Raw genomic sequence first — 24553 nt, 5'->3', positions numbered from 1 at the left:
CCACCATCCGCATCGTGCGACTCCCGCATCGCCCCCATCGTGGTCCACACTCACTTCTGCCTGGGCGCATTCAACGTCGCCCCGCCCTGATGGTGGATCGCCTTCTCCACCGCACCATCTCCTCCCCGAACGAACTCCACGCTGGCAGGCACCGCCTTCCAGAAGAACTCATGATCCGACTTCGGGAAAATCGGGAATTCCGGCTGCCCGGTTAGCTTGGCATAGAGCTGGTTTTCCCGCCGCGTCACCGTCAGCACCGCCTGCGGGCCGTATTGGTATTTCCCGGTGAAAGCATCCAGCACCTCATTGCCCAGCGTCACCGACGCCGGCTCGTCGCCCAGCTTCGGCGCTTTGAAGGTGACGCCGTTCTGCGTGTGAGCCAGCGAGATCACCGCATGGGTTTTCGGATCATGCTCGAAAACAATCCGCGCCGCCACAGACGGATAGAAGAACGCGTCAGGCCCGCATGGCAGGATTTCAAAACGCGGCTGCTCCCCTAGCTGCGCGAAGATCTTCCCCTGCTCCACGGTGATGTTCTGAACTCCGCCGGGATACTGATAGCGGCCCGCGTAACTCGGATAGATCGCGGGAAGGATCGCCGCGTCCACCTTGGGAGCGTGAGCCGCGATCTCACCCTGGAGAAAACTCCGCGCCGCAAGCGCCAGAAGCTCATCCGGACTCGAACCCGGCCGCGGCGGCATCGCATTGCTCAGAACCACCAGGGTCACCTGCGAATCCGGCAGCCACATCACCGAACTGAGATAACCCGGTAGCCCGCCGGTATGCCCGATCGCTGGCATCCATTCGATCTCGGTATGAAAAAGACCCATCCCGTAGCGAAGCACCTGCGTCTCTTTCTTCGGCACGGTGAACTCACTCCGCGCGGCCTTCAGGCTTCCGGCATCCAGCACCTTGCCCCCCTGGAGCGCTTCGGTCCATCGCCACAGATCGGACGTCGTCGAATAAAGTTCGCCCGCGCCCCCTGCCCAGCTCATGTCCCACTCGGGTGCCGGCTTGAATTCCTTTCCGTCGAAGCTGTAGCCCTTCGCTGCATTCGCCGGCGGAGTCGCGTTCAGCCACAGGCCGGTATCGTGCATCCCCAGCGGGCCGAAGAACGTGTGATCCAGATAGTCACCGAAGGACTGGCCGGAAACTTTTGCCACGATCTCGCCGAGCAAGAAGTAGCCGCTGTTAGAGTAGCGGAACTGTTCTCCCGGCGGGAAATCCGGCGGCGCATTCTGAAACCACGCGATCAGGTCGGCCGGCTTGATCGGCTTGCCGACTTTCTCTGCAAAGCCCTCCTGCTCCGTATAGCTGTGAAGTCCCGAGGTATGGTTGAGCAGCTGGCGCAGCGTGATCTTCTCGCCACCCGGGTAGCTTGGAAAATACTTCGAGAGCGGATCTTCGATCGAGAGACATCCCTGCTCCGCGAGATGGAGAATCGCAGCCGCCGTGAATTGCTTGGTCACTGACCCGATGCGAAAGCGGGTATCCGGAGTAGCCGCCGCCTTTCCCTCCCGATCCGCGAGACCGTAGCCGCGGGAAAACAGGATCTTCCCCTCCCGCGCCACCAGCATCGCGCCACCCGCCCCATCGGTACTGAGGCGTTCATCCAGGACTTTTTGCAGGGCTTCACTGCCCGGCGGATCCCCTGCGGCAACTACGATGGATACCGTAGCAAGACCGAGAAGAACCAGCAGTGCGAATGGCGGACGCTTGATGTTGATCATCTCAGTGAAGGACGGGATTCGCCGCATTCCCCGCGTGCTTCTGCACGGCGGCTTGAATTCCCCAGTGAACACCGGCCATCAACCCCCAGGCCGGGCAGACCGCCCACAACAGCACTGCCATGGATTCTCCAAACAAGATCTCGTCCGCCCTCAGCAGCCATGCCTCGTGACAACTCCACGCGAGCGCCAGCATCCCGGCCCCGCTTAGGATCGCGGTTTTGAAACGGCGCACAGGCATCGCCGCAAACAAAGCCCGCCCCGCGAAAACAAGACCCGGCAGGCTCATGATGGCCATCATCCCGGAAGCCCGCTGGCCATCCGAAATCTCCGGAGCAACCAGCATCGCCACACTCATCCCGAGCGTGAATAAAGCCAGAAGCGTCAGAAAACAGATCTTCGCCTCGCGGCGTTTCCGCTCATCATGGACCCACTCGATCTTTCCAAATTCGGCCCCTAACACTTGGACTGTGCCAATGCTCCGGGAGGCGGAAAGGAATGCTTCCTCTGCCGTCATGCCCCCGGCGACCAGCTCTTCCATCGCGTCTATCAGATGGCACTCCAGCTCGCCTAACAACGCGTTTTCCTTGAGGCCTGCCGCGCGCAGATCGCGTCGCCAGACTTTCAGCGCTGACTTCAGATCAAACATGCGCCTCCTTTCTCAAGGCAGCCAGGACACCGGCGACCAGCGACCACTGTTCGTGATGCCCGGCCATGGCGGTCCTGCCCTCTTCCAGAAGCCGGTAGTACTTCCGTTTTCGGCCAGTCTCACTTTTGGCCCAGCGCGCCTTGATCAGACCCCGCGCCTCCATCCGGTGCAGCACCGGGTAGAGCATCCCATCCGTCCACTCGATGCGCTCGCCGGACAACCGCCGGATTTCCTGGATCAGTGCGTAGCCATAGCTTTCGCCCTTTTCCAGAAGGCAAAGAACCATCGGCTCGGAGGAAGCGGCAACCAGCTCTTTGGTTAGCATAGAATCTCTATACATTGCACCTCTATGCATGTCAAGCGGAGGATGGGTTACGTCGACACAACGACGCAGTCGTCCCTCCATCACCCTGTAGCACCGCGTCCACGACCCTCGCCAACCAGCGTCCACCAGCCGCATCGTCCGACTCCCGCTTCACATCCACCATAAGGGGTGTCGACGTTCCGTCGACACGAGCCCCACTCCATCACGCAGCCCGAACCCCGCCGGGACGACTCAGTCGCCCCGACCAAGATTCGGGCCGCCGTCCACCATCTTACTTCGCCGCCGTAGCCGCCAGCGCGTCGACCCGCTGCTTGCAAGCCGCAACCTCCGCGGTTCGCTCCCTCCACCAGACCGATGCCTTTCCACCGATCACCGATCACTCGGCCCTCCCCCGCCTTTCCTGCAAACCGCACGATCCATCAGCTCGCCTCCCCCATATCCGCCCGAAAACCCCGCCCGGTTTCACCCCACCGCGCATTTCCCCACCATCTTCGCGTCATCCGCTCCTGTCGCACGAGCGTGCTTGCCATCCCGCCAGATCCCTCTAGCTGTCCCCGCAACAGGCCCCTCGAAAAAGCAACACCTTCGACCCCAGGGACAGCCACCTCTTTCATCCACCCCCTTCACGCTCCACTCGATGATGCGCTCACGACTTCCGCTTTCCTACCTCCATCGGTCCGCCCTGCTCACCTCCGCGCTCGCGCTCGCCATCACCGCCACACCCGATCAGGCCCGCGCGCAATTGCAGACCGCCCGCCTCATCAAGGACGCCAACACCCTCTCGCCGAATACCGCCTACAATCCCAACATCACCTGGGCCAGCGCCACCGGCAGCCAGCGCGTCGTCTTCCCCATGCAGACCTTCGCCAATGGCACCGAGCTCTGGGTCACCGATGGCAAGGCCAAGGGCACCCGCCTCCTCAAGGACCTCATCCCCGGCCCCGGCAGCTCCTCCCCGCAGCAGCCCACCTCCTTCGGCACCGGCACCACCAAGAAGACCGCCCTCCTCGTCAATCGCGTCTCCACCGGCGACCAGATCTGGATCACCGATGGCACCGAGGCCGGCACCACCCGCCTGTTGGAAAATTCCCTCCCCGGCTACCAGTCCTCCACCAATCTCCTCGTCGGCACCCCCGCCGGCTTCTTCTTCGAGGAAATCAACTCCTCCCGCACCGATGACTCCCACGAGCTCTTCTTCAGCGATGGCACCGTCGCCGGCACCCGCTCCCTGAATCCCCTCGCCAGCGATCACCACACCCCCATCTCCGATCCCTCCGCCTACGCCACCGCCACTGGCGACTCATGGTGCTACTTCGTCGCGAATGACAAGGAAGTCTGGCGCAGCAATGGCACCGTCGCCGGCACCACGAAGATCACCACCTTCACCACCGGCACCCCCATCTCCATCACCGTCGCCGCAGATCGCCTCTTCATCACCAGCCAGCTCTCCGCAGGCGGCCTCCAGCTCTTCGTCTGCCCCATCGCCGGTGGCGATCCCGTGAAGGTCGGACCACCCGACGCCACCACCTGGAATCAGATGCTCGTCATCGCACTGCATGATGACGCCTTCTTCATCGCCGTCGATGGCTCGTCAAATCGCACCCTCTGGACCAGCGATGGCACTGCCGCCGGCACCCGCCGCATCACCCTGATGTCGCCGGACCAGACCACCGAGTCCAAGATCACCCTCGCGCTGAATTCGTGGAAGGACGCCATCTACTTCTCCACCTATCACAATGACATCGGCTACGAGCTCTGGCGCACCGATGGCACCACCGCCGGCACCTTCCCCTTCCGCGCCTTCCCGCCGCCGGACAGCCTGCCCGTCTATACGGATATGCGGGAATTCGGCGATTCCCTCTACTTCGACCTCACCGACCCCTACGGCTTCGAGCACCTCTGGCGCACCCGCGGCACCAGCGGCTCCACCCAGGTCGTCGGCAAGTCCCCCGCCTTCAATAACCCCTACGGCCTCGATCCCCTCCTCACGAATACCGACACCGCGGCCTTCTTCATCACCGGCCAGGTCCAGTCCGCCATCGCCCTCTCCATGGTCCGCTCGAATGGCGGCGCCACCCAGCTCACCAAGTCCGAAAAGTCGAACTCCTCCGGCGTCCCCCTCCACCCGGCCGAAGGCGCACCCTTCGACATGCTGAATGGCCTCCTCCTCGCCTTCGTCAAAACCGGACTCACCCACGAGCTCTGGCAGATGAATCCCGACGGCAGCAAGTCGAAGGCCATCTGGAAAGTCCCCACCACCCAGCTCGGCATCCAGGGCTCCGTCTCCTTCCGCGGCCACCTCGGCAGCAGCCTCCTCTTCACCGTCGATAATCCCGGCGCCAAGCACCAGGTCTGGATCACCGATGGCACCAAGAAAGGCACCCTCCAGCTCGCCGACACCGGCAGTGGCTACGCCGCCGACTTCGTCAAGGCCGGCAGCAACTACTACTTCGCCGTGAACTACAACGACGAAGCCGCCACCACCGGCCTCTGGAAAACCAACGGCACCCCCGCCGGCACCTCGAAGGTCGCCTCCACCGACGGCACCACCCCGCGCCCGAAGCCCGGCGAACTCGTCGCCCTCGGCGACGTCGCCTACGCCCTCACCGGCCCCACCCTCTGGCGCAGCGATGGCACCGCCGCCGGCACCGTCGCCCTGAAGAGCGATTGGTACGGCCAGTCCACCGATGCCGCCGCCTACCTCTCCGTCGTCGCTGGCAAGCTCCACTTCACCGTCAAGACCGGCACCCTCCAGTACCTCTGGCAGAGCGATGGCACCGCTGCCGGCACCGTCGCCGTCACCCCCGCCGTCGACTTCGACGCCGGCTCCATGGGCCCCGCCTTCGACCTCGGCGGCGCCGCCATCTTCCAGGGCGACCGCATCCAGCCCGCCCCCTTCCTCTGGCGCCTCGATGCCACCGGCACCGCCCCCGTCGCGCCCTACGTCATCGGCCGCCGCGTCAACTACTGGATCACCTACTCCGACCGCCAGGTCGTCGCCGGCAATCAGTTCTTCTACTGCGGCATCCAGGACGGCGATGCCGAACTCTGGGCCACCGACGGCACCGCCAATGGCACCCGCCTCGTAAAGAACATCTACCCTGGCACCGCCAGCACCAGCGCCCAGAGCTCCAATCCCGCCCACCTCGTCGCCGCCGGCAATCTCGTCTACTTCACCGCCACCGATGAAGAACACGGCACCGAACTCTGGCGCAGCGACGGCACCGAAGCCGGCACCGTCCTCGTCTCCGACATCGACCCCGGCCCCGAAAGCTCCAACCCCCAGGCCCTCCGCGTCCTCGGCAGCAAACTCTACTTCACCGCCAACCGCCGCACCATCGGCCGCGAACTCTACTCCGTAGACCTCCCCTAATAAGGTCCACCTCCCCTAACAGCGCGACTGCATCAGTCCCCCATCGTGGTCCACACTCTCCGAGTGCTGTCGAACCCGCTCTAACAGCTCCCATCCCCCTGCGCCCTCCTTCAGGGCCAACGGCCCGCCCCATACCAGCCTAGGCCGCCAGGCCTAGGTGATGGATACGAAGGTCTTCGAGGGCCAAAGGCCCGATCCATCCCGGGAGACTTCCAACGAATCGGAACGCTCCCTCTATAGCCCGGGCCTTCAGTCCCCGGCGGTCGTCACTTCATTTTCCCGCACCTTGCGGGCCGACCTTTATCCACAAACCGGGAACTCTTTGTCCCAACGGGACTCCGCAACAAAGCCCGGGGTTGCCGACGCAGGAGGCTACCCCGGGTCAGTCCATACCCGAGTCCCTACGCCAACGGCGTTGCGGAAGGGCACGGACAATCCTCATCCCCCTTCAATGCTTCCCGGGATGGCCCAGCTGTGACTTCCGCTAAACCGGAACGTCCCCTCACACCCCCACCCAACCCTTCACCATACCACCCCATAACATACACCACACCTCCACCGCACCCACCTACCCACATCATCACCAAAACTCCACCACCCGCATGGGAGCATCTCCCATACCCGCCACTCACTTCCATCTTGCCCTCATTTCCCCCGCACTCATGATCCTCCATAGATACGGAAATCCCTCCCCATGAGATCCGGAAACATCATCCACCGGGACCGCCATCACCGCGGCCCCGCCATCACCGCCCTTCTTCATCCGCGCCCATCCGCGGTTAACACCTTCCCCTCTCTTCATCCGCGCCATCCGTGAAATCCGCGGTTAGATAAAACCACCATCCTCTCATCCGCGGTCACCCTCGTGTCTTTCACCCGCCCATCCTCCATAGCCTCGGCAAAGAAAGATCACCCTGCGTCTCCTCTCTGCGTCCCTCCGCGACCTCCGCGTCTCTGCGGTAAATCCTTCCCAACCCCGATGCCTTTCCACTGATCACTGATCACCGATCACTCGGCGCTTCCCTCACCGATCACCCGTCACTCCCCACCTAACACCTCCCTCCCCAACCACCCACCTCCATGCCCGAATTCACCAACCAGGAAATCCTCGCCGAACTCGAAGCCACCAATGGCGAAGCACTCTTCGAATACTTCGATATCGACCAGACCAATCCCTACTCCCCCAAGTTCACGCCCAAGCCCGGCGTCATCATCAAGCCCGACCCCGGACAACCCGTCCAGCTCGGCCTCGGCCTCGATATCGCGAACTTCTTCACCCATAGCAATCGCCAGCGCGCCTACCGCCGCAAGATCAAGAACAACCCCGCCCTCAAGCCCATCGTCTCCGCCGGCGACTCATGGTTCAGCCATCCCCTCCTGCGCGATGTCATCAATCACCTCGGCGACAATCACGGTTACGCCATCCTCAGCCTCGATGCCGCCGGCGCCGAGCTCAGCGAAGTCGTCCAGTCCGGCAAATGGGCCACCGCCCTCAGGGCCGAAAACTCCCGCACCCTCCTCGTCAGCGGCGGCGGCAATGACCTCATGGGCGATCACTTCGGCGACTATCTCAATACCGGCCTCCCCGCCGGCACGCCTCCCGGCGACTACCTGAACTCCGCCTTCGATGACGCCCTCAATCGCGTCCTCAAGCACTACAATACCATCATCCTCCAGGTCGAAAACGACTTCCCCGGCGTCAAGGTCTTCGTCCACAGCTACGACTTCGCCATCCCCCGGCCAAAGGGCCCCTGGCTCGGCGTCGCCATGATCAAGGCAGGCATCACCGAAAAGAGCGACCAGCGCGCCATCATCAAGGAAGTCGTCACTCGCTTCACCAAGCGCCTCGAACAACTCGCCGCCGCCAATGCCGGCCGCGTCTTCTACATCGGCCGCAAGACCAATGTGCCCGATGGCTCCTGGGATGATGAGATCCACCCCACCAGTGAAGGCTTCGCCATCGTCGCCGCAAATTTCGCCGTCGAGCTCCACGTCGAGGGCGTCACTCCATGAGTGAATCTAACACTCCTTGAGTGAGTCTAACATCCGCTGAATAAGCCGCATCCACGGCCTCGATCTCCACCACTCCACCCGCGCATGCCACCCTTCTTCCAGGCAGCAGCACCTCCCGCCGGCGGCGGCACACACGTGCTCCTCATCGGCGTGAATCACTACACGGAACTCCCCGCCGAAGACGGCACCGGTGGTGGTGGAAATGGCGATAGACACGCCCCCGGCCTCAAGCGCCTCAGCACCTCCGTCCCCTCCATCGAGAGGCTCGCGAATTGGTTTATCGACGGCGCGAGCGGGAACAAGGGCTTCAGCTCGGCCCGCTTCCCGCTCGCGTCGCTCGATATCCTGCTCTCGCCCGGCCAGTTCACCCGCAGCGATGGCACCACCACCGCCGTCCCCGAGGCCACCTTCAGGAATATCCGCACCGCCGCCCACGAGTGGCGCACCCGCGCCCACGGCCATCAGGAAAATCGCGCCATGCTCTTCTTCGTCGGCCACGGCATGGAGGGCACCGATCACTACCTCCTCCCATCGGATGCCTTCAGCGATGCGAATGCCCCCGGCGAAAACCTCATCAAGCTGAATACCCTCATCACCCGCATGGGCTCCTGCCGCGCCGGCATCCAGATGTTCTTCGTCGATGCCTGCCGCTCCCACCTCGGCGCACAGCTCCAGTCACAGGAGGAGGCCGGCGAAGACTTCTGCGCCCCCTTCCTCAGCCCCCAGCCATCCCTCCATCCCCGCCACGTCCCGCTCTACCGCGCCGCCCTCGCAAAGGGCCAGCCCGCACTCGGACGCACCGGCATGCACACCTTCTTCACCGAGGGCCTGTTAGATTGCTTCAATCACCACGGCGCCAGCGACAATGGCGGCGCCGGCGCCTTCCAGGTCACCGCCGACTCCCTCCGCGCCGCCCTCGACGAACGCATGAAGCGCATGACCGCCGAGAAAAGCCTCCCGCTCAATTGCGACTGCAAGGACATGTCGCAGACCATGCCCGCCATCCCCCTCGATCTCCACGAGATCCCCGCTGCCGATTGCCGCGTCCTCGCCCGCGTCAGCACCGTCCCCGCGGAAGTCTTCCCCACCACCTTCTTCAGCATCGCCGGAAATGGCATCACCCAGGCCCATCCGCCCACCGGTGGCCCGCCACCACCCCCCACACTCACCACCTGGGACACCGACTTGCCACCCGGCGAATACGATCTCTCCACCTTCAGCAATCCCGGCCAGCTCATCGCCACCCGCAGGAAGGAATTCCGCATGCCCGTCGATCACTGCAAACTTCCCGTCCCATGAGCACCCAAGTCTCCATCGGCTTCCAGCTCCCCATGATGCTCCCTTCATCAAGTGAGCAGCGCATGGGCACCGAAGCCCTCATCCCCGTCCAGGTCCGCCGCGCACTCGATGAGTCCGTGAATGCCAATCCCTCCCGTGGCAGCTCATCCACCACCGCACTCGTCCCCCTTCGCGGCGGCACCAGGTCCCTCGACCTCGACCCCGGCACCTATCACCTCCGCGCCACCCTCCCGAATGGCGATAGCATCAGCGAGACCGTCGAAGTCACCGCCACCGCATCGCAGCAGACCATCACGCTGCACGCCCCCTACAGTGCACCGAATGAAAACAGCGGCTGGGCCTACTTGCTGAATGAAACCCGCCGCGAAGTCAGCCGCCAGGCCGACCTCCTCACCGACGCCGCCCACCAGATCAAGTCCGTCGCCGTCGGCCGCGCCAAGGACTTCGCCTCCGATTCCAGGAACCTCTCCGACCCCAAGGACAAGATCGGCGCCTACATCATCCGCGGGAAGAGCCTCACCCTCGATCACTCTAACAAGAACATCCCGCCCGACGTCATCTTCTGGAAAGAGGACAAGGGCACCTGGACCCGCGATCCCGCCACCGACTGGGACCAGCACCCTCATCCCTACAATGACCCCGACGCCCTCGTCCGTTGGAAAGGGCCCGTCCCCGTCACCACCCGCCTCTGGCTCCAGCTCGAAAACCACCGCGGCGGCACCTTCTCCAAGTTCGCCCTCCTCTGCCCCTCACGCACCGGCGAGCCCACCCGCATCCTCCTCCAGCTCGATGCCATCGACGCCCGCGACACCGACCCCATCAATATCATCCAGGAAACCGGCAGCGAAGCCGCCGCCGTCCTCCTCGCCTACCTCCACCGCGGCGACAATGAATCCGCCCGCGCCGTCGGCACCGATCTAACAAGTCGCGCCCGCCAACTCATCCAGGGCAAGTTCGACGACTTCACCAGCGCCATCATCGCCGCCTACTTCACCCACCAGTTCGGCTACACCGAAGGCACCGACCACACCTGGTGGCCCAATTGGCTCCGCAATCTCGACGAAGCCTTCCCCGCCTACTCCGACGGCACCGTCATCCACGCCTGGCACCTCCTCTCCCAGCACCAGACCGACAGCGACAGCGACTCCCCCAACTCCGGCGAAACATCTCCCGACTCGATCAAAGCATCCCCCAACACCGAAGCCTCCGCCAACTCCAGCGAAGCATCCGGCAACCTCACCGACGCTTCCCACGCTCCCATCACCACCTCCCCCGACCTCGCCGAAGCCTCCGCCAATTCCATCGCCACCTCCCCCTTCCTAATCGAAGCCTGCGCCCGCCTCATCGAAGCCGCCGACCGCGGTCTCCCCCTCTTCACCCGCGGCGTCCGCATGCTGTTAGACGGCCTCGAACTCGCCGTCGCCTACTTCCCCCACGACGAAACCCTCAAATCCGCCGCCACCCAAATCCGCCGCCAAGCCGTCACCCTCGACTGGACCGAAGTCACCACCACCCGCTGGGGAAAAATCGAAGCCACCACCTTCACCCCCGCCACCCGCACCACCCCCTGACGGCACGCCAGCCAGCCCCCGGCGAAGCCCTTCCCAAAAAATGTAGCGTCAGTCTGCGACCGTCGCAACCTAGCGGCCACAAGTGGTGGCCCTGCTGATAGACTAAAAAAACCGCCAGCCGTGAGACTGGCGGTTTTGAATTTTTTCACGTCAGCAGCTAGCTGAAGGGCTCGGAGTTCGTTTCATTTTTGCCCGGAGGAGTTCCTGTCTCTCCTTCATGGCATCGAGGCGATGCAGTTTTTCGCGCCAAGGTAAATCCATTAGTTTCCGCCGAGCGGCCTGCTTTTTAGCCGTGATCGCAGTCCATACCACATCACGATTCATGGTTCCGTTAGGTCGAATTTCTTTTTGAACACAAGCCACTTTTCAGTGAGTTCGTGCCGCGAGACTATCTCTTTGAATTGGCTCCTGTCCAGTGCGGCGCTTTCCCAAAATTGCAAAAGTCTTGAAAAGTCCTTGGCTCTTCCGGTTTTGAGTGCCACAGCCGCAATGTATTCCGCCGAGAAAACCCGAAGCGGGGGGCCGGCGTCATCTTCCAACGTAATGGCGTTTCGCATCGCTTCTTCCTCAAGCTTTCCGCGAGGCGGGAGGAACTGAACTGGCCATCCGCCAATTAAAATCCGGTCGTCACTCTCCTTGTAGCCCTTGCTTTTGAAGTAATTTAGTACCGGCCTCGGGTCCAGAATGATGCCGGAGCCGGGCTTGAAAATCACGAAAACATCCACGTCTTCCGTTGTGGCTGATTCGAGCCACTCAGATAAAGAATCAACCCACCCTCATACCCACGCGAAGCCTCCCCATGAAACGGCAACGAGAACACCACAAACTCGCCACCCGGACTCTTCACCCGCCGCTGGAACGCCGCCCTGCTCGGAACAAGATCAATCACCGCCGCCAGCCCCATCAGAACCAACACCACCACCCCCAAGCCAAAAGCCCTTCCATCGATAAAACGGCCGCGCCCTCATGCGATTCCTTTCCGCTCCCTTCTACCACGCCAGAAAAGAAACGCCACCCACGGCCCCATGAACCCCGCAACCACCAATGGATAACCCACAGTCAACAACGAGCGCTCGCTGCTCCTGTGAAGCCACACCAACGCCGGCATTCTGAATCCCGGCGCCAGCCACCTCGTTCCCCCCGATATTCCATGATACAAAAGTCCGAAATGCTGGAACAGGCTCTCATGGCTGAAGCCGATCGCCGGCGGAGTTTCATATCCATTCCCAGTCCAAATCTGCACCTCCAGCCCCAGCGCCCCATTGGAACTCCACGCCATATAGCTCCTGTCCCGCCCCGACGTCGTCCAAGCAACCTGATCGTGCACATCCATGGATCGCGCCCACGCCCACCCCAGGAAAACCAGCACCACCGTCCCCAGCCAAAAGCTCTTCCACCGATAAAAAGCGCGCGGTTTCACGGACATGCCTTCCTCTCCCTTCTACCACGCCACCAAATAAACCCCACCCACGGCACAGCGAAACATACCATCACCAACCAGTGAGGAATGTAGATCGCCCATGCGCCCCTCACAGGAATCGACAGCACCCCACCGAAATGAACCGCCGCTGCATTGCGTGGCACGGACGCGTCTCCGCCCTTCGGCACGATGCGGTACTTGTGCAGCGGCTCGGGATCTCCGCTGACATGCAGCATCTCCGGCGCATCAAACCTGACTTCCCTCCATAGAACACCCTCGGTGGACCATAGTGAGAATCGCTGCCCGTCAAGCGGGAGCCGATACCCCTCGGGCGGCAGACCCATCGAGTATCCCCGATCCGCTAGGCAAATTCCCGAGCCCGCCTGCCGGAAGTATTTCTGCCCATAGCAGAAATAGCTCTCCCAATGGATCGAATCCCACCACGCCCACGTCAGAAACCCAAGCACCATCACCCCGAGCCAAAAACTCTTCCACCGATAAAAAGCGCGCGGTTTCACGGACATCCCTTCCTCACCCTTCTACCACGCCAGAAAAGAAACACCACCCACGGCACCAGGAATCCCGCAACCACCAACCGGTAATCAACCGTCACCAAAAAGCGCTCGCTACTCCTGTCGATCCCCACCCGCGGCACTCGGAGTAACGGTTCCCACCACGCCGTCTCCTGCAATCCTCCATAGTCCAAACTTCCGAAACGCTCGGACGCGGAATCATGGCTGAAGCCGATCGCCAATGGAACTTCCCAGCCCCAAGAGCGAACCTCCCACCCAAGCTCTCCGTTCCAACTCCACGCCATGTAGCTCCTCTTCTGGTCCGATGTCGTCCAAGCAACCTGATCGCGCAAACCTACCGATCGACTCCACGCCCATCCCAGAAATCCGAGCACCACCACCCCGAGCCAAAAGCTCTTCCACCGGTAAAACGACCGCACCTTCATCTCATCGATTCAATCTCTTCTCCCTTCGCCACCGCCAAGCCAGGAACACCGACCACACCACCGCAAAACACACCATCACCACCCAGTGCGGAATGTAAATCGCCCACGCCCCAGCCACCGGGAAAAACAACGCCTCATTGAAGTGAACCGCCGCCGCATTGCGCGCCTTCGAAACCCTCTCCCCCTTGGACACCACATAGTAGTCATGGACCTGCCGCGAGTCCCCGCTCACACGAAGCACCTCCGGCCCATCGAACCGCACCTCCCTCCATCGCGCATCATCCGGCGAGACCTCACCACGACTCCAGCTCGGCGACTCGCTCAACAGCCGCCCCAGATCCGCCACGCAAATCCCCGACCCCGCATGGCACACGCTCTTCTGCCCATAACGAAAGCGAATCTTCCAATGCAACGAATCCCCCCACGCCCAACCCAAGAACCCCAACACCAGGATCCCGAACCAAAACGACTTCCACCGAATCACCGAGCGCCGACCCATCTCATCCACCATAGACACCGCCACCCCGCAGAAAAGAAAAAGCCAATCCCGCATCCTCATATCTTTCTTCCCCGCGCCTCCTCTCGCCATCCTCCCTCCTTGAAATCACCCCGCCGCCCTGCGAAAACCCAAACCATGCGCCCTCTCTCCGCATCCGATAAATTCATCCTCTCGCTCCTTCACCTCGCGACTTGGATCGTCGCCCTCGCCGGCATCGCCGCAATTGCCGGCTCCATCTATTCCATCGTCAGGACCGACCTCTGGAGCCTCCTCAGTTGCATCCCCACCGCCATCGTCTGCTTCGCCCAGGCCATCGTCTTCCACTACGTGAGAACCCGCCTCACCGATGACCTCACCCGCTACTGACCGCCCACTCGGTCATGGCCCCCGACATTCTCTCTCCGCGCTTCACCCATCCCGCCGGTTTCAAGATTCCATTCCGCTCCGCATCGGCTAATCTGTTCGTCTCATGATCAGATTTGGCATCTTAAGGCTGATCCTCCCCCTGCTCTTCTCTCTTTGCTCGGCGCAGTTGGCGAGCGGTGAGGAAGAGGAAGGAGTCGTATGGAAGATTGAAAAAGCCGGCCTCACCTTGGCGATAAGGGAATCGTCCTTCACACCTCAATGGGGAGAGAAGCCGCAAGGAGGAGGATCAGAGGGGAATGCGCTCTACTTCAAATACTCGGATGCCCGGGCTACCAGCACCCTCTATCCCAGCTGCATGGGCGGCATTGCGGGCATCATCGAAGAGGGATTGGCCGTCAAGGCAGTCCATGTAGTTGAGCCAGTTCCCCACGTCAGGATCAGTTTCTTGAAGTCCGGAGATGTAGAGTTGCGATTTGATGCCGGGTCCAGCGGTTCAGATGTGATTGTCCTTTCCCGAAAGGAAGCATTGGACCTCGTGACCGCCGTGCAACGATATCATCAAAAGCTGATCAAGGATCAGCAGGCCGGACAAGCCGGTTCATCCCGAGCCGATCAGCCATCAAACTGACCCCATCAAACGTCACGCCTTCCTTCCGCCTTCCCTCTTTGTAGCGGAACGACTGCGCGCGTCCCGGGGGTCAGCCCTTGAAATTTGAATCCCTCTCCATCCTTGGCGCACTTGGCGTCTTGGCGGTTCATTCCATCACCAGTCCCGGGCTGCTTCTCTGCGTCCCTCCGCGACCTCCGCGTCTCTACGGTTCCTCCACCAGTCCGGGCTGTTTCACTGATCACTCGGCACTTCTTCTGCCTTTCCTGAGAACTGAAAACTGAACACTAGCAAACTCCCTCTAACAACACCTCCCCACTAGGCAAAATCCCCGCATCCCCCCGGATCACCTGCCTCATCACCAGCGTAAACATCACCCCACCCTTCCTCCTCACCCGCGGCCTCCCCTTGTTCTTCCCCCGCGAAATCACCCCGCTCACCTCACCCTCTAACAAACACCCCACCGTCTCACCCCCGCGCCCCTTCACAAACACCAGCGGCCCCGCCTCCCTCGGCGAAATCCTCCGCCCCTCTCTAACAGGCACCGCACCACTCGGAATCGCCAGCGCCCGCGTCGCCCGCCCCGTATAGCTCGAGATCCCCTTCCCCGGCACCACCACCCCGCCCTCATACCGCAATCGAACACCCACCTCCTCCACCCTCACCACCGCCCCCGACTCACTCACCTCACCCCGCATCGACCTCACCACCCGCCCCCAGAAATCCACCCCATCCCTGTCCCTCGGCACATACCTCTCCTCCAGATGCCCCCGCCAACGCCTCTCCACCCCCGCCGCCGCAGCCTCTAACAATTTCCTCCCATCCCCCAGCTCACCCACCACCCGCTCCATCTCCACCAATCCCTCCGCCGAAACCGACACCCCAATCATCGCCCACCTCCTTCTCGATCTCCAAAAATCATCCCCCCATCAAACACCCTCACCCACCTCACCACCACCCTTCCCACTGGCCCCATTCCACTTACCTAACAGCCCTCACCCCGCCTGCCACCTCCGCCCCAGCCGTCGGAGACCCGGACTGCGGCAGCCCTGCTGCCGCTCGAAGCCAGCAGCCCTGCTGCGGGGAAGCACCCTGTGATCCCCCGCAGACCTGATCACTCCGCTCATCACCTCCCTCACCCGCCTCCGCATCCTCTAACACCACCACCCCGGTTCTAAAGGCAATCCCGGTGGAGGAGTAGCGCATCAGCCAGCCCACCACTCACCTCCACCAAAAAAACTCCGCCCGGCCCCAAAACAAAGACCGGACGGCACCTCCACATCATCACCCATCCGTCTCCTCATAATACCCCTCCCGGAACACAATCACCGTCTCCGCCGGGATATTCGGCTCATGCTTACCCCCCGGAGCCCACGCACCGATCCCCAGCTTGATCGACTTGAAGCCCGCCCCCGTATCCTTCATCGTCGCATCCTTCTTCTTCATCAGCTTCATCAGCTCCACGAACTTCAGCCCCAGCAGATTCACCCCATCCAGCATCGGCTCCGCCGGCTTGCAAAACTCGATCGCCCTCAGCTCCCCCGTCTTGCTATAGTACGCGAAGCACCCCTTCTTCTCGAAGTAGTCCAGCGGAGGATCATCCTCATCATCGGGATCCCTCTTGAAGCTCTTGAATTTTCCCCCCACCGCCTCGCGAACTTCGGCATGCGACATCCCGAACTCGAGCGGCTCCGCTCCCTTGTAACTGTTGATTACGAATTTCATTCCCATCGTGATTATCTATTTCAGCAGATTCCTGTGATCCGAATGGTTGTAAAGCCAGTTCGTATACTCCCTCATCTCCTTGATCTGGCGCTCGTATTTCCCCAGGAATAAAGTCCGCAGATCCCTATTCACCATGGGGCACTCCTTGAAAGTTATATCTGTTAGAAAGCAACCCCACCTTCAACAGGTTCAGCCAACAAGGCACAGCCCCTTCGCATCCCAAGAACCCGGCCACACCTTCACGTGGGCGGCCGGCACCCGTCAGCCATCGTAATAGCCGGGCGGAAATACGATCACCGTCTCAGCCGGATCCTCCGGTTCTCCGATGCCACCTGGCGCATAGCTTCCAATTCCCAGCTTCTCCGAAGTGAAGCCATCATTCTCGATCATCACCTCCGGATCTTGCTCGGTGATCAGCTTCACCAGATCCGCATAGCTCATCCCCAGCAGATCCACCCCTCCAAGCATAGCCCTGCCGGGCTCGACGAACTCAATTGCCTCCACCCTGCCGTCATCATCGTAGAAAACCATGCACTCAAACTCCCCGAAAACATCCGTCGGATGAGAATCGGCATGTTTCTGCACACTCTTGAATTCCCCCCCAATTGCTTCCCGGGCTTCGTCGGCCGTCATGCCAAACCTGATCGGCCCGGCTCCCTCGTGGCTGTGTATTTCAAATTTCATCCGCGTAATCAGAATCCAATTTTTGTAGTGTAGCCCTGCATCTCCTGCATCAGGCCATCATATTCGTCGCCGAATTTCGATCGGACATCATCGATGTCCATTTGCTGCGCTTCCCTGAATCTACCCTGCTCAATCAGGGCTTTCTGCCTCGCGCGATAGGCTTTGGCTTTTTTTGAACTGCCATTGCTCTCCGTCACCCAATGATGCTCCTCCTTCATGGAAATTGAGGGACCCTGCTCCCGGGGAATCGGGCTCACCGAATCCGCCGGCATATGATGCGACTCACGGCCAGGCACGCCCTTGACCTTTCCATGAGCACCTCCCCTCGGCTGTTTGCCGTTTCCATCATTTCCTCCTCCCCGGTTCTTCCTGGCATCCGCTCCCGATGCTCCTTGTCGAGTCGATGGCACCTCACCCAAGCCACCGCCACCCCCTGACTTCGTCCACTCGCCACCTTTCCCACCCGGCGCCCCCTTCGGGACCCGCGGCTGATCCGGATTGAATGCCGCTTCTACTACATACCCCGTAGCATCATCATCGTCATCCTCCCTCCCTGGCTCATCCTCCCCTTCTTCCTCTTCCCATTCGGAGTTCAGAGTTCCACCTTCATCCTTCAGAGTTCCATCACCCTCTTCTCCGCGCTTCCTCTGCGACCTCTGCGCCTCCGCGGTTCGTTCCTCCACCAGCCCGCGCCCTCCAGCACCCGGCTCCCCCTCCGGCCTCTGGTCTCTCGCCTCAGGCTTCTCAGCCTTGAAAAGCTCCGCATCACTCGCCGGCACCGGCACCCCGTGCCGCTCGTACAGCCACGCCCGCTCCACCGGCATCTTCCCATCCAGCAGCCCCAGCTCCCGGTCACGCTGCGCCATCGCCGCCTCATCCCGCGGCTCCGGCCACTTCGCCCACAGCCCCGGCAGATCAGTACGAGACTCACCGTAGTTCGCCGCCACCATCGCCGGGATCAGCTGGTGCGTCAGGATCTCCCCCACGAAATCGCACACCCCCTCCACCACCTCCCGCCGCACCTCCATGTGCACATTCCCCAGCGCCTGGCTCCCGCTATCCCCCTGCGAACTTGTTAGAGTCTGCCCCAGCACGAAGACATCGCACTGCTCATCCGCCAGCCTCAGCAGCTCCGCCTGCGCCAGGTTCCCCCCGCCCTTCCCGCTCTCCAGGAAATTCATCTCCACCCCCTGCTTGAAGGCCGCCCACCCCTGGCTCCCCAGGTTCCCCATCATCGCCGCCAGCTCCGCCTTCGCCTTCGCATCCCCCTCCGGATAAGTCGCCCACCGGAACGGAATCCCGAACAACTGCGCGAACTGCATGAACCACTTCAGCCCGTACACCGCCGCCAACCAGTAACCCGTCAGCACCCGCAGCGGAGCCGCCTGTGCCGGATGCCCACTATGCCCCCCATTCACCGCGATCAAAAACCGGTGCCGCGGGAAATCCTCCAACGCCGCACCACCCACACCCGCCATCGAACCACTCCGGTCCAGCATCAAACGATCCACCCCATCCTCTAACAGCGGATACCCATAAAACCGCGGCGGCACCGGCAACGTCGAAACAGGAGCCACCATCCCCTCAGCGTTCCTCTTCCAATGCGGCTCCAGCACATGGTGCCCCATGAAATACCCCATCGCCAGCTCCTCCACCGTCCCCTCGAAGCCCTTCAAGCCCCGCACCGGATCCGGCTTCATCCCCCACACCATCTCCTCCACCTCACGCGCCAGTTTCTCCGCCCCCGCCTTCGCCTTCTCCCCGCGCCGCGCATACGCCTCCACCCGCCACGGCGCCTTCCGCGCCGCCAGCTTCACCTCACGCAGCGCCTTCTGCAGACGAGGCCAAGTATCCACCATCGCCTGAAACAGCATCTGCTGCTGCCACAGCTGACCTGTTAGAGCCCCCTCCAAGGTGGAAGCCACCTCACCCGGCCGCTGCACCCGCTCGAAAATCTCCAGCAAGCGATCCCGCGCCATCGGCACGATGATCGACCCATCATCCTCTAACAACCCCGCCGGCCTCGCCCTCAACCCCATTGAGGGGTGTCGACCTTCGGTCGACGCGGCGTTCACGCCAACACCACCATCCCTCCGCCTCGGCAGCCCCGCCCCCACCGGCACGAACCCACCACCAACTCCCAACCCACACCCATTTCCCATACCCCCCATCTTCCCACGCCCCCACCACCCCCGTGAACCACATCGACTGGCCCCCACCATCCCTACCATCCTCTTCATCCCCCGCCTTCCCCTCCTTCCCTTGTCCCAACGGGACTTCACAACACAGCCCAGCGTTGCGAGGCAATCTTCCCTCCAACTGCCCCAAAGGGGCTACGTCCTGAAGCCCAGGGTTGCGAGGCACTCGCTACCCTGGGTAACGCCCGACCACCTCACCTACGCCAACGGCGTTGCGCACCGCCCCACACCCTCGGGCCAGTCCCCGAATTCAAACATCACCCATACATCACCAGCGTCATCGTGAAAAGCATCAGCACCACCGCCGCCACCAGCAACCGATAGCTCCCCGCCTCCATCCACGACACCCGCGTCGCCGCCCACATGAAAACCAGCGCCATCATCATCGCCCCGCCACCCGCCACCTTCTCCCCCATCCTCAGCCACCCCGTCTGCCCATAGCCAAACCCCACACCCATCCCAAAACCCGAAAAACCCTGCACCGCCACATAGCCCAAGCACCACCTCACCACCGCGAAGACCACCATCGCCCCCGCGAACAAAAACACCCTGACCTGTTCCCTCCTCATCGCCCCATCGCCCTCTCCATCCCATCACGTTCCACCCTCCACCGCCTCACCATCCACCATCCCCACACCCCCAGCCAAACGAACAGCACCACCCCATCCCCCACCTTCACATGCCCCGACTCCATCACCCCGTTATACTGATACGGAGCGAAAAACCGGTTCAGATCCACCTGCTCCGGATCACGCACCGGCACATGCCAATACCCCGCCGGAGCCGTGATCCCATAAAACAAATGAGTCGCCCCCTCATGGCGAACCCCACCCATCATCCCATTCCCCGCCCTCCACGTCAGCGATGTTAGATAGCGCCCCGAATCCCACCACCCCCACACAATGAAACACGCCACGAACAACCCCAGCCAAAACGAAACCCTCCGATAAATCGCCCGCACCCCCATCATTCAGAGTTCAGAGTTCAGAGTTCAACGTTCCCCCCTTCTAACACACCCGCCCACCAAGCCAAGCCATCCATCCTGACCCCTCTCCCCCAAATCCTGCCTTTCATCCGCGCCATCCGCGCCATCCGCGGTCAAACATCCCATCCATCCCCGTGCCTTTCACTGATCACTGAATCCCTGATCACCCGGCACTTCTTCTCCTCCCCCCCAAAAAAAATCCACAGTTCAAATGAATACCCCTCGCCAAACCCCGTCCATCCTGCATCAACTCCCCTCAAAATCTCTCCCTCCATCATTGAACTGAAATGAAAACCATCCTCCTTTCCATCATCATCCCCCTCCTTCTCCTCATCACCGCCTGTTCCCGCTCCTCCACCCGCTCCGACTTCGCCCACCTCGGCGAAACCATGGCCGAGTGCGAAAAACGCTGCGGCAAGCCCGTCAAGCCCCCCACCGGAACCGAAGCCTACTACCGCAATGGCGACTACATCATCCACGTCACCTTCTGGAACGGCCAGGCAGCCACCGTCTCCTCTGCCAAAGGCAAGCCCGGCGGCACCGCCATCAGCCACACCCCGCTCACCTCGGCCGAGCAAGAAACCCTCCTCAAGGCCAACGACGCAGGCTCCACCTGGAGCAAGGACAAGGATTCCGACGACGAAATGACCACATGGTCACGCGCAGACGACAAGGCCGAAGCCTCCTACATGCCCAAGAGCGGAATCCTCCTCGTCACGGCTACCGCCTACCAGGAATTCCTCCACGAGCAGAAGAAGCAAGAAAGGGAATAATCCCCCGAACCTCCACCCCGTCTAACAAATCGCCCTCCCCTCCCGTCACCCACCCCATCGATCGAATATATCCCCCTCATGATACCAAAACTCCTCCCCATCACCACCCTCGCCCTCTCACTCCTCACCGCCCTCCCCACCTTCGCCCGCCTCGGCGAAACCAAGGCCGAGTGCGAAGCCCGCTACGGCAAACCCGTCCGCACCAGCCAGCTGGGAAACACCGTCTATCGAAAGGCCGACCTCGATCTCACCATCACCTTCTCAAGTGACAAAGCCGTCGTCCTCTTCATCGCCAAGACCACCCCGGGCGTCACCGAGCACGACGTCGGCGCTTTCGATGCCGACGCCGACAAACGCGGCGAGATCTCGAAAGTCCAAATCGATGTCCTCCTCCAGGCAAGCAAGGGAGCTTCCAACTGGACATCCGGTTCCGAATTCGACCAGGAAGGAACCTGGTGGCAGCGCGACGATGGCAAGGCATCCGCTCAATATTCAAACCATGTCCTGAAAATAGCGGACGACGCCTACCTCGCCGCGAAGGAAGAAGAGGACAAGAAAAAGGAAGCCGAGCCCTTCAAGGACTTCGCCCGCCTTGGCGAATCAAAGGACCAGTTCGAGAAGCGCTGCGGCAAGCCCGTCAAAACCAATCCCGACGGCACCCTCCTCTACCAAAAGGCAGGACTCAAGATAACCGCCACCTTCTGGAAGGAAAAAGCCGTCCACCTCATCATCTTCAAAGAGGCCGGGAAGGAAGATTCCTCCGACCCATTCGCCGGCCTACCTGACCCGCTCGGCCTCGAAAACCGCACCGTCATCTCCGAGAACGCGCTCGATGCCATAGTCAATGCAAGCAGTGCCAGCTCCACCTGGGAAAAGGAACCCGGCATCACCATCAAATGGACGCGCTCCGACCAAAAGGCCTCCGCCACCTACGCCATGGACAAGGCATTGCTAAACATCACTGACCAGGAATTCGCCGCCCATCAGGTCGAGGAGCACCAGAAACAAGAAGCCAAGGACCTCGACGGCTTCTGAACCACATCCCCCACCATTCATCATTCGTCCTCCCTCCTCCACCATTCATGAAACTCCTCCCCACCGTCGCCCTCCTCCTCTTCACCGCCCTCCCCACCTTCGCCCGCCTCGGCGAGACCACGGCCCAGTGCGAAGCCCGCTACGGCAAGCTCGCGCTCCACTGAAAACTGAAAAGGCAGTGTCACTCACTGACAGTCCATATCCTCCCTAATGCGAAAAGCCAGGACTCGAAATGGACGACGGCGCCCGCTCCTAATCCGGACGCCGTCTCATGGGGCCGGGATGACGCAGGGTCAAATGCGCCAGTCTAGTTTTCAAGAGAAGTCGCGAATGGCACCGTGTTACCGGCGGCGGGTGCTGCTGCCTTAGAAGGGCGGGACTCGGCTGTAGGGGTCTTATCAAGTTGCCGCATCCCAGCTCGCAAGATCTCTAGGAATGTGTGATTCCGGCATTGAGCGTCGGCAACAACGGCATCGAGCGACATGACGAAGGTGGGGGTCAGCACAGTCTCACCGTTGGGTCGGCGAGTCGGGAACTCACGGTAGAACACCCGACCTTTTGAGAACAATGGGACAAACTCGTACTGAAGGAGCACCTGCTCCATCTCCAGATTTATATGAATGATCGCGTAGTACCAAATATGCTGAATATTTGGGCAATGGGCAGCAAGCTTGCGCGCACGAGAAAGGAGTTGATTAATCACAAATTGATTATCCTTCTCCTCATCGGTAATCTTCTTCAATTCCACGACCACGACGTCCACAGCGGGCGCTTCAGCAGGATCGGCTGAAAAGATCATGGTGATATCCGGCCTACCCTCGTCCTTGATAGGCGATTCCTGCAGGGTTATGGCCTCAATAACGTCGTCCATCTGGCCTTCGCTCAAAATGGTCCGGAAGCTCATGAACTTGTCGTCCAATAGCCAAGCGTTGTTCCTGTAAATATCGTTGATGAAGCCGTTCTCGTGAAAACGCTCCCAGCGAGGGGCGATCAGGTTATGGATGTCCGCCTCCGAATTATCCGGCGTCATCTCCTTCATGCGGCCAATGATTTTCTCTCGGTACAACACGTATTCCGTGAGCGACCGCGAAGACAATTCTAGGGACTTCGCATAGGTTTCGTCGTCAAGCTCGTCAGACTGCAACACTTCCTTTTGAGCCTCGAAAAATCGCTTTTGCGCGATCTCCAGAGCCTGATCTCGATCTATAAGTCCAACTGAAGAATCATCGAAGAGTCCCGATAAATGGGGAAATCTCCTTTCGAATTGCGTCTTGGTTTCAACGTTTTTCGTTTCGATTTGCTTCACCTCCTGGGACAGCATGGAACCCAGCTCTCGCTGCAAAACTTGAAAAAGCTCATGCTCTTTTACGGTTTCCGGCAGCACCAATTTCTGCCGAGAATGATCCGCCGACCCATCGAAGAGGTCGGATACAAAAAGACAGGTAACTGAGTATCCCGCCGGAATAGCTCCAGGAGCGAGCAGATTGATGGGAATCGTTCTTCCGTCAATGCTTGCAGCGATGACGACCTGAGCCCGCTGTCCCATTCCGGGGCGCACGCTGTAGAGCATCTCTACATCACCTCGGTAAGCGTCTAGAGACGTGGCGTTTATCATTACCGAAGTGAATTTAGGAAGGTCGTCCGCCGTGATGACTTCTTCGGTGGAGGTAAAGTCCTTCTGTTCCTTGCTCTCCACAGTTTCCAACGAAAGCGAGATCCGGAAGTCAACGCCTCTCCGGTGGCGGTCGTACAGAGTCGGCAGAAACTGTTCAATTATTCGGGGCTTCAGTGCACCGGGACGAAGGTCATCGTATGACTTGATCTTGGCACCGTTGAAGGAGGTAAAGATCAGCTTTGTCCGATTGGGGCGCGCTGACTCTAACGGACGATTGTCACACGCACCTTCGAACTCATGCTCGAAAAGGAATGTTCGATGCATCGCCCCGTTCGAGTGGACGCTGTCGTAATGAACCCGATCGAAATACCTCAAATATACGAGCCGCCCCACCCCTTTGTGAAAGGTATCGCGAGGATTCATGATGGTATAGAAGCGCTCCCAGCTCTCCTCGTCGAACCCGGTTCCGTTGTCCGTGATGGTTATTTTAAGTGTGCTGGCGGCGGTAAACCCGTCGATCTCAATCTTGACAGAAACATCTGTGGCTCCGGCGTCGAGTGAGTTGGCGAGAGCTTCAAAATACACTTGCACCAACGACGGATTCGGGAAGAACAGTTTAACTGCGCTGGAAGTTTCGATGTTCATGGATTCTCGTCCTGATCGGAGTGCTTGAGCCTCGCGTTCTTTCGCCTCCATAGCCCCGTTCGACAAGCCGAATCCGGCATTGGGAA

Annotated in this window: 20 protein-coding genes; 8 read left to right on the top strand and 12 right to left on the bottom strand. The window is 61.0% G+C overall.

All coding sequences use genetic code 11. The annotated features are described in order from the left end of the window. Positions 1 to 50 precede the first annotated feature (50 nt). The 3 genes from WKV53_RS14560 to WKV53_RS14550 are packed head-to-tail and all read right to left on the bottom strand — an operon-like array spanning position 51 to position 2662. Positions 51 to 1730, bottom strand: a complete 1680-nt coding sequence (locus tag WKV53_RS14560) for a serine hydrolase (RefSeq protein ID WP_341405442.1) — start codon at positions 1728 to 1730, stop codon at positions 51 to 53. A 1-nt stretch (position 1731) separates the two neighbouring features. After that, positions 1732 to 2376, bottom strand: coding sequence for a permease prefix domain 1-containing protein (locus WKV53_RS14555; RefSeq protein ID WP_341405440.1), 645 nt, complete (start codon positions 2374 to 2376; stop codon positions 1732 to 1734). Further along, positions 2369 to 2662: a PadR family transcriptional regulator gene (locus WKV53_RS14550; protein WP_341405438.1), complete on the bottom strand. Its 294-nt coding sequence runs from the start codon at positions 2660 to 2662 to the stop codon at positions 2369 to 2371. Before WKV53_RS14550 ends, WKV53_RS14555 begins: the two co-directional genes overlap by 8 nt. Positions 2663 to 3338: 676 nt before the next feature. Here WKV53_RS14550 and WKV53_RS14545 point away from each other — a divergent pair. The 4 genes from WKV53_RS14545 (at position 3339) to WKV53_RS14530 (ending at position 10957) form a co-directional block, all read left to right on the top strand. Continuing rightward, positions 3339 to 6074 (top strand): ELWxxDGT repeat protein, encoded by a 2736-nt coding sequence (locus WKV53_RS14545; protein ID WP_341405436.1) that lies wholly within the window; start codon positions 3339 to 3341, stop codon positions 6072 to 6074. A 1080-nt stretch (positions 6075 to 7154) separates the two neighbouring features. Continuing rightward, complete coding sequence (locus WKV53_RS14540; protein ID WP_341405434.1) at positions 7155 to 8087, top strand: SGNH/GDSL hydrolase family protein; 933 nt, start codon at positions 7155 to 7157, stop codon at positions 8085 to 8087. A gap of 84 nt (positions 8088 to 8171) precedes the next feature. Beyond that, positions 8172 to 9386 carry a caspase family protein gene (locus WKV53_RS14535; RefSeq protein ID WP_341405433.1) on the top strand — a complete coding sequence of 405 codons (1215 nt, stop codon included), beginning with the start codon at positions 8172 to 8174 and terminating at the stop codon, positions 9384 to 9386. Beyond that, positions 9383 to 10957: a hypothetical protein gene (locus WKV53_RS14530; RefSeq protein WP_341405431.1), complete on the top strand. Its 1575-nt coding sequence runs from the start codon at positions 9383 to 9385 to the stop codon at positions 10955 to 10957. The genes WKV53_RS14535 and WKV53_RS14530 overlap by 4 nt, the downstream gene beginning before the upstream one ends. Before the next feature lie 320 nt (positions 10958 to 11277). On the opposite strand, the gene WKV53_RS14525 is transcribed toward WKV53_RS14530, so the two are convergent. Beyond that, entirely contained in the window at positions 11278 to 11682 is a 405-nt protein-coding gene (locus tag WKV53_RS14525) for a hypothetical protein (RefSeq protein ID WP_341405429.1), read from the bottom strand. Between the two features lie 1654 nt (positions 11683 to 13336). Then, positions 13337 to 13747, bottom strand: a complete 411-nt coding sequence (locus WKV53_RS14520) for a hypothetical protein (RefSeq protein WP_341405427.1) — start codon at positions 13745 to 13747, stop codon at positions 13337 to 13339. A 222-nt stretch (positions 13748 to 13969) separates the two neighbouring features. Here WKV53_RS14520 and WKV53_RS14515 point away from each other — a divergent pair, with 222 nt between their 5' ends. Both WKV53_RS14515 and WKV53_RS14510 read left to right on the top strand, forming a co-directional pair. After that, positions 13970 to 14200 (top strand): hypothetical protein, encoded by a 231-nt coding sequence (locus WKV53_RS14515; protein WP_341405425.1) that lies wholly within the window; start codon positions 13970 to 13972, stop codon positions 14198 to 14200. A gap of 103 nt (positions 14201 to 14303) precedes the next feature. Further along, on the top strand, positions 14304 to 14828 hold the full coding sequence (locus WKV53_RS14510; protein ID WP_341405422.1) for a hypothetical protein: 525 nt from the start codon (positions 14304 to 14306) through the stop codon (positions 14826 to 14828). Positions 14829 to 15094: 266 nt separating this feature from the next. On the opposite strand, the gene WKV53_RS14505 is transcribed toward WKV53_RS14510, so the two are convergent. The 6 genes from WKV53_RS14505 to WKV53_RS14480 all read right to left on the bottom strand — a co-directional run bounded on the left by WKV53_RS14505 (position 15095) and on the right by WKV53_RS14480 (position 20384). Then, the gene (locus WKV53_RS14505; protein WP_341405420.1) at positions 15095 to 15697 is read right to left on the bottom strand and encodes a hypothetical protein; all 603 of its coding nucleotides are present in this window, start codon (positions 15695 to 15697) and stop codon (positions 15095 to 15097) included. Positions 15698 to 16091: 394 nt separating this feature from the next. After that, complete coding sequence (locus WKV53_RS14500) at positions 16092 to 16532, bottom strand: hypothetical protein (protein WP_341405419.1); 441 nt, start codon at positions 16530 to 16532, stop codon at positions 16092 to 16094. A gap of 261 nt (positions 16533 to 16793) precedes the next feature. Continuing rightward, the gene (locus tag WKV53_RS14495; protein WP_341405417.1) at positions 16794 to 17063 is read right to left on the bottom strand and encodes a hypothetical protein; all 270 of its coding nucleotides are present in this window, start codon (positions 17061 to 17063) and stop codon (positions 16794 to 16796) included. A gap of 161 nt (positions 17064 to 17224) precedes the next feature. Then, entirely contained in the window at positions 17225 to 19249 is a 2025-nt protein-coding gene (locus tag WKV53_RS14490) for a phage portal protein family protein (protein ID WP_341405416.1), read from the bottom strand. A 422-nt stretch (positions 19250 to 19671) separates the two neighbouring features. Further along, positions 19672 to 19983: a hypothetical protein gene (locus WKV53_RS14485; protein WP_341405414.1), complete on the bottom strand. Its 312-nt coding sequence runs from the start codon at positions 19981 to 19983 to the stop codon at positions 19672 to 19674. Then, positions 19980 to 20384, bottom strand: coding sequence for a hypothetical protein (locus WKV53_RS14480; protein WP_341405412.1), 405 nt, complete (start codon positions 20382 to 20384; stop codon positions 19980 to 19982). Before WKV53_RS14480 ends, WKV53_RS14485 begins: the two co-directional genes overlap by 4 nt. A 302-nt stretch (positions 20385 to 20686) precedes the next feature. On the opposite strand from WKV53_RS14480, the gene WKV53_RS14475 reads away from it, so the two are divergent. Together WKV53_RS14475 and WKV53_RS14470 are read left to right on the top strand one after the other, a co-directional pair. Continuing rightward, on the top strand, positions 20687 to 21172 hold the full coding sequence (locus WKV53_RS14475) for a hypothetical protein (RefSeq protein ID WP_341405410.1): 486 nt from the start codon (positions 20687 to 20689) through the stop codon (positions 21170 to 21172). A gap of 78 nt (positions 21173 to 21250) precedes the next feature. Beyond that, positions 21251 to 22207, top strand: a complete 957-nt coding sequence (locus tag WKV53_RS14470; protein ID WP_341405409.1) for a hypothetical protein — start codon at positions 21251 to 21253, stop codon at positions 22205 to 22207. 307 nt (positions 22208 to 22514) lie between these two features. Here WKV53_RS14470 and WKV53_RS14465 read toward each other — a convergent pair whose 3' ends face one another. Further along, positions 22515 to 24467, bottom strand: a complete 1953-nt coding sequence (locus tag WKV53_RS14465; protein ID WP_341405407.1) for an ATP-binding protein — start codon at positions 24465 to 24467, stop codon at positions 22515 to 22517. Positions 24468 to 24553 lie beyond the last annotated feature (86 nt).

Origin of the sequence: Luteolibacter sp. Y139 (assembly GCF_038066715.1) — a bacterium.
GTDB classification, from domain to species: Bacteria; Verrucomicrobiota; Verrucomicrobiia; order Verrucomicrobiales; family Akkermansiaceae; genus Haloferula; species Haloferula soli.
The sequence above is the reverse complement of the archived record's forward strand: the minus strand, read 5'-3'. Positions and strand labels throughout refer to the sequence as shown.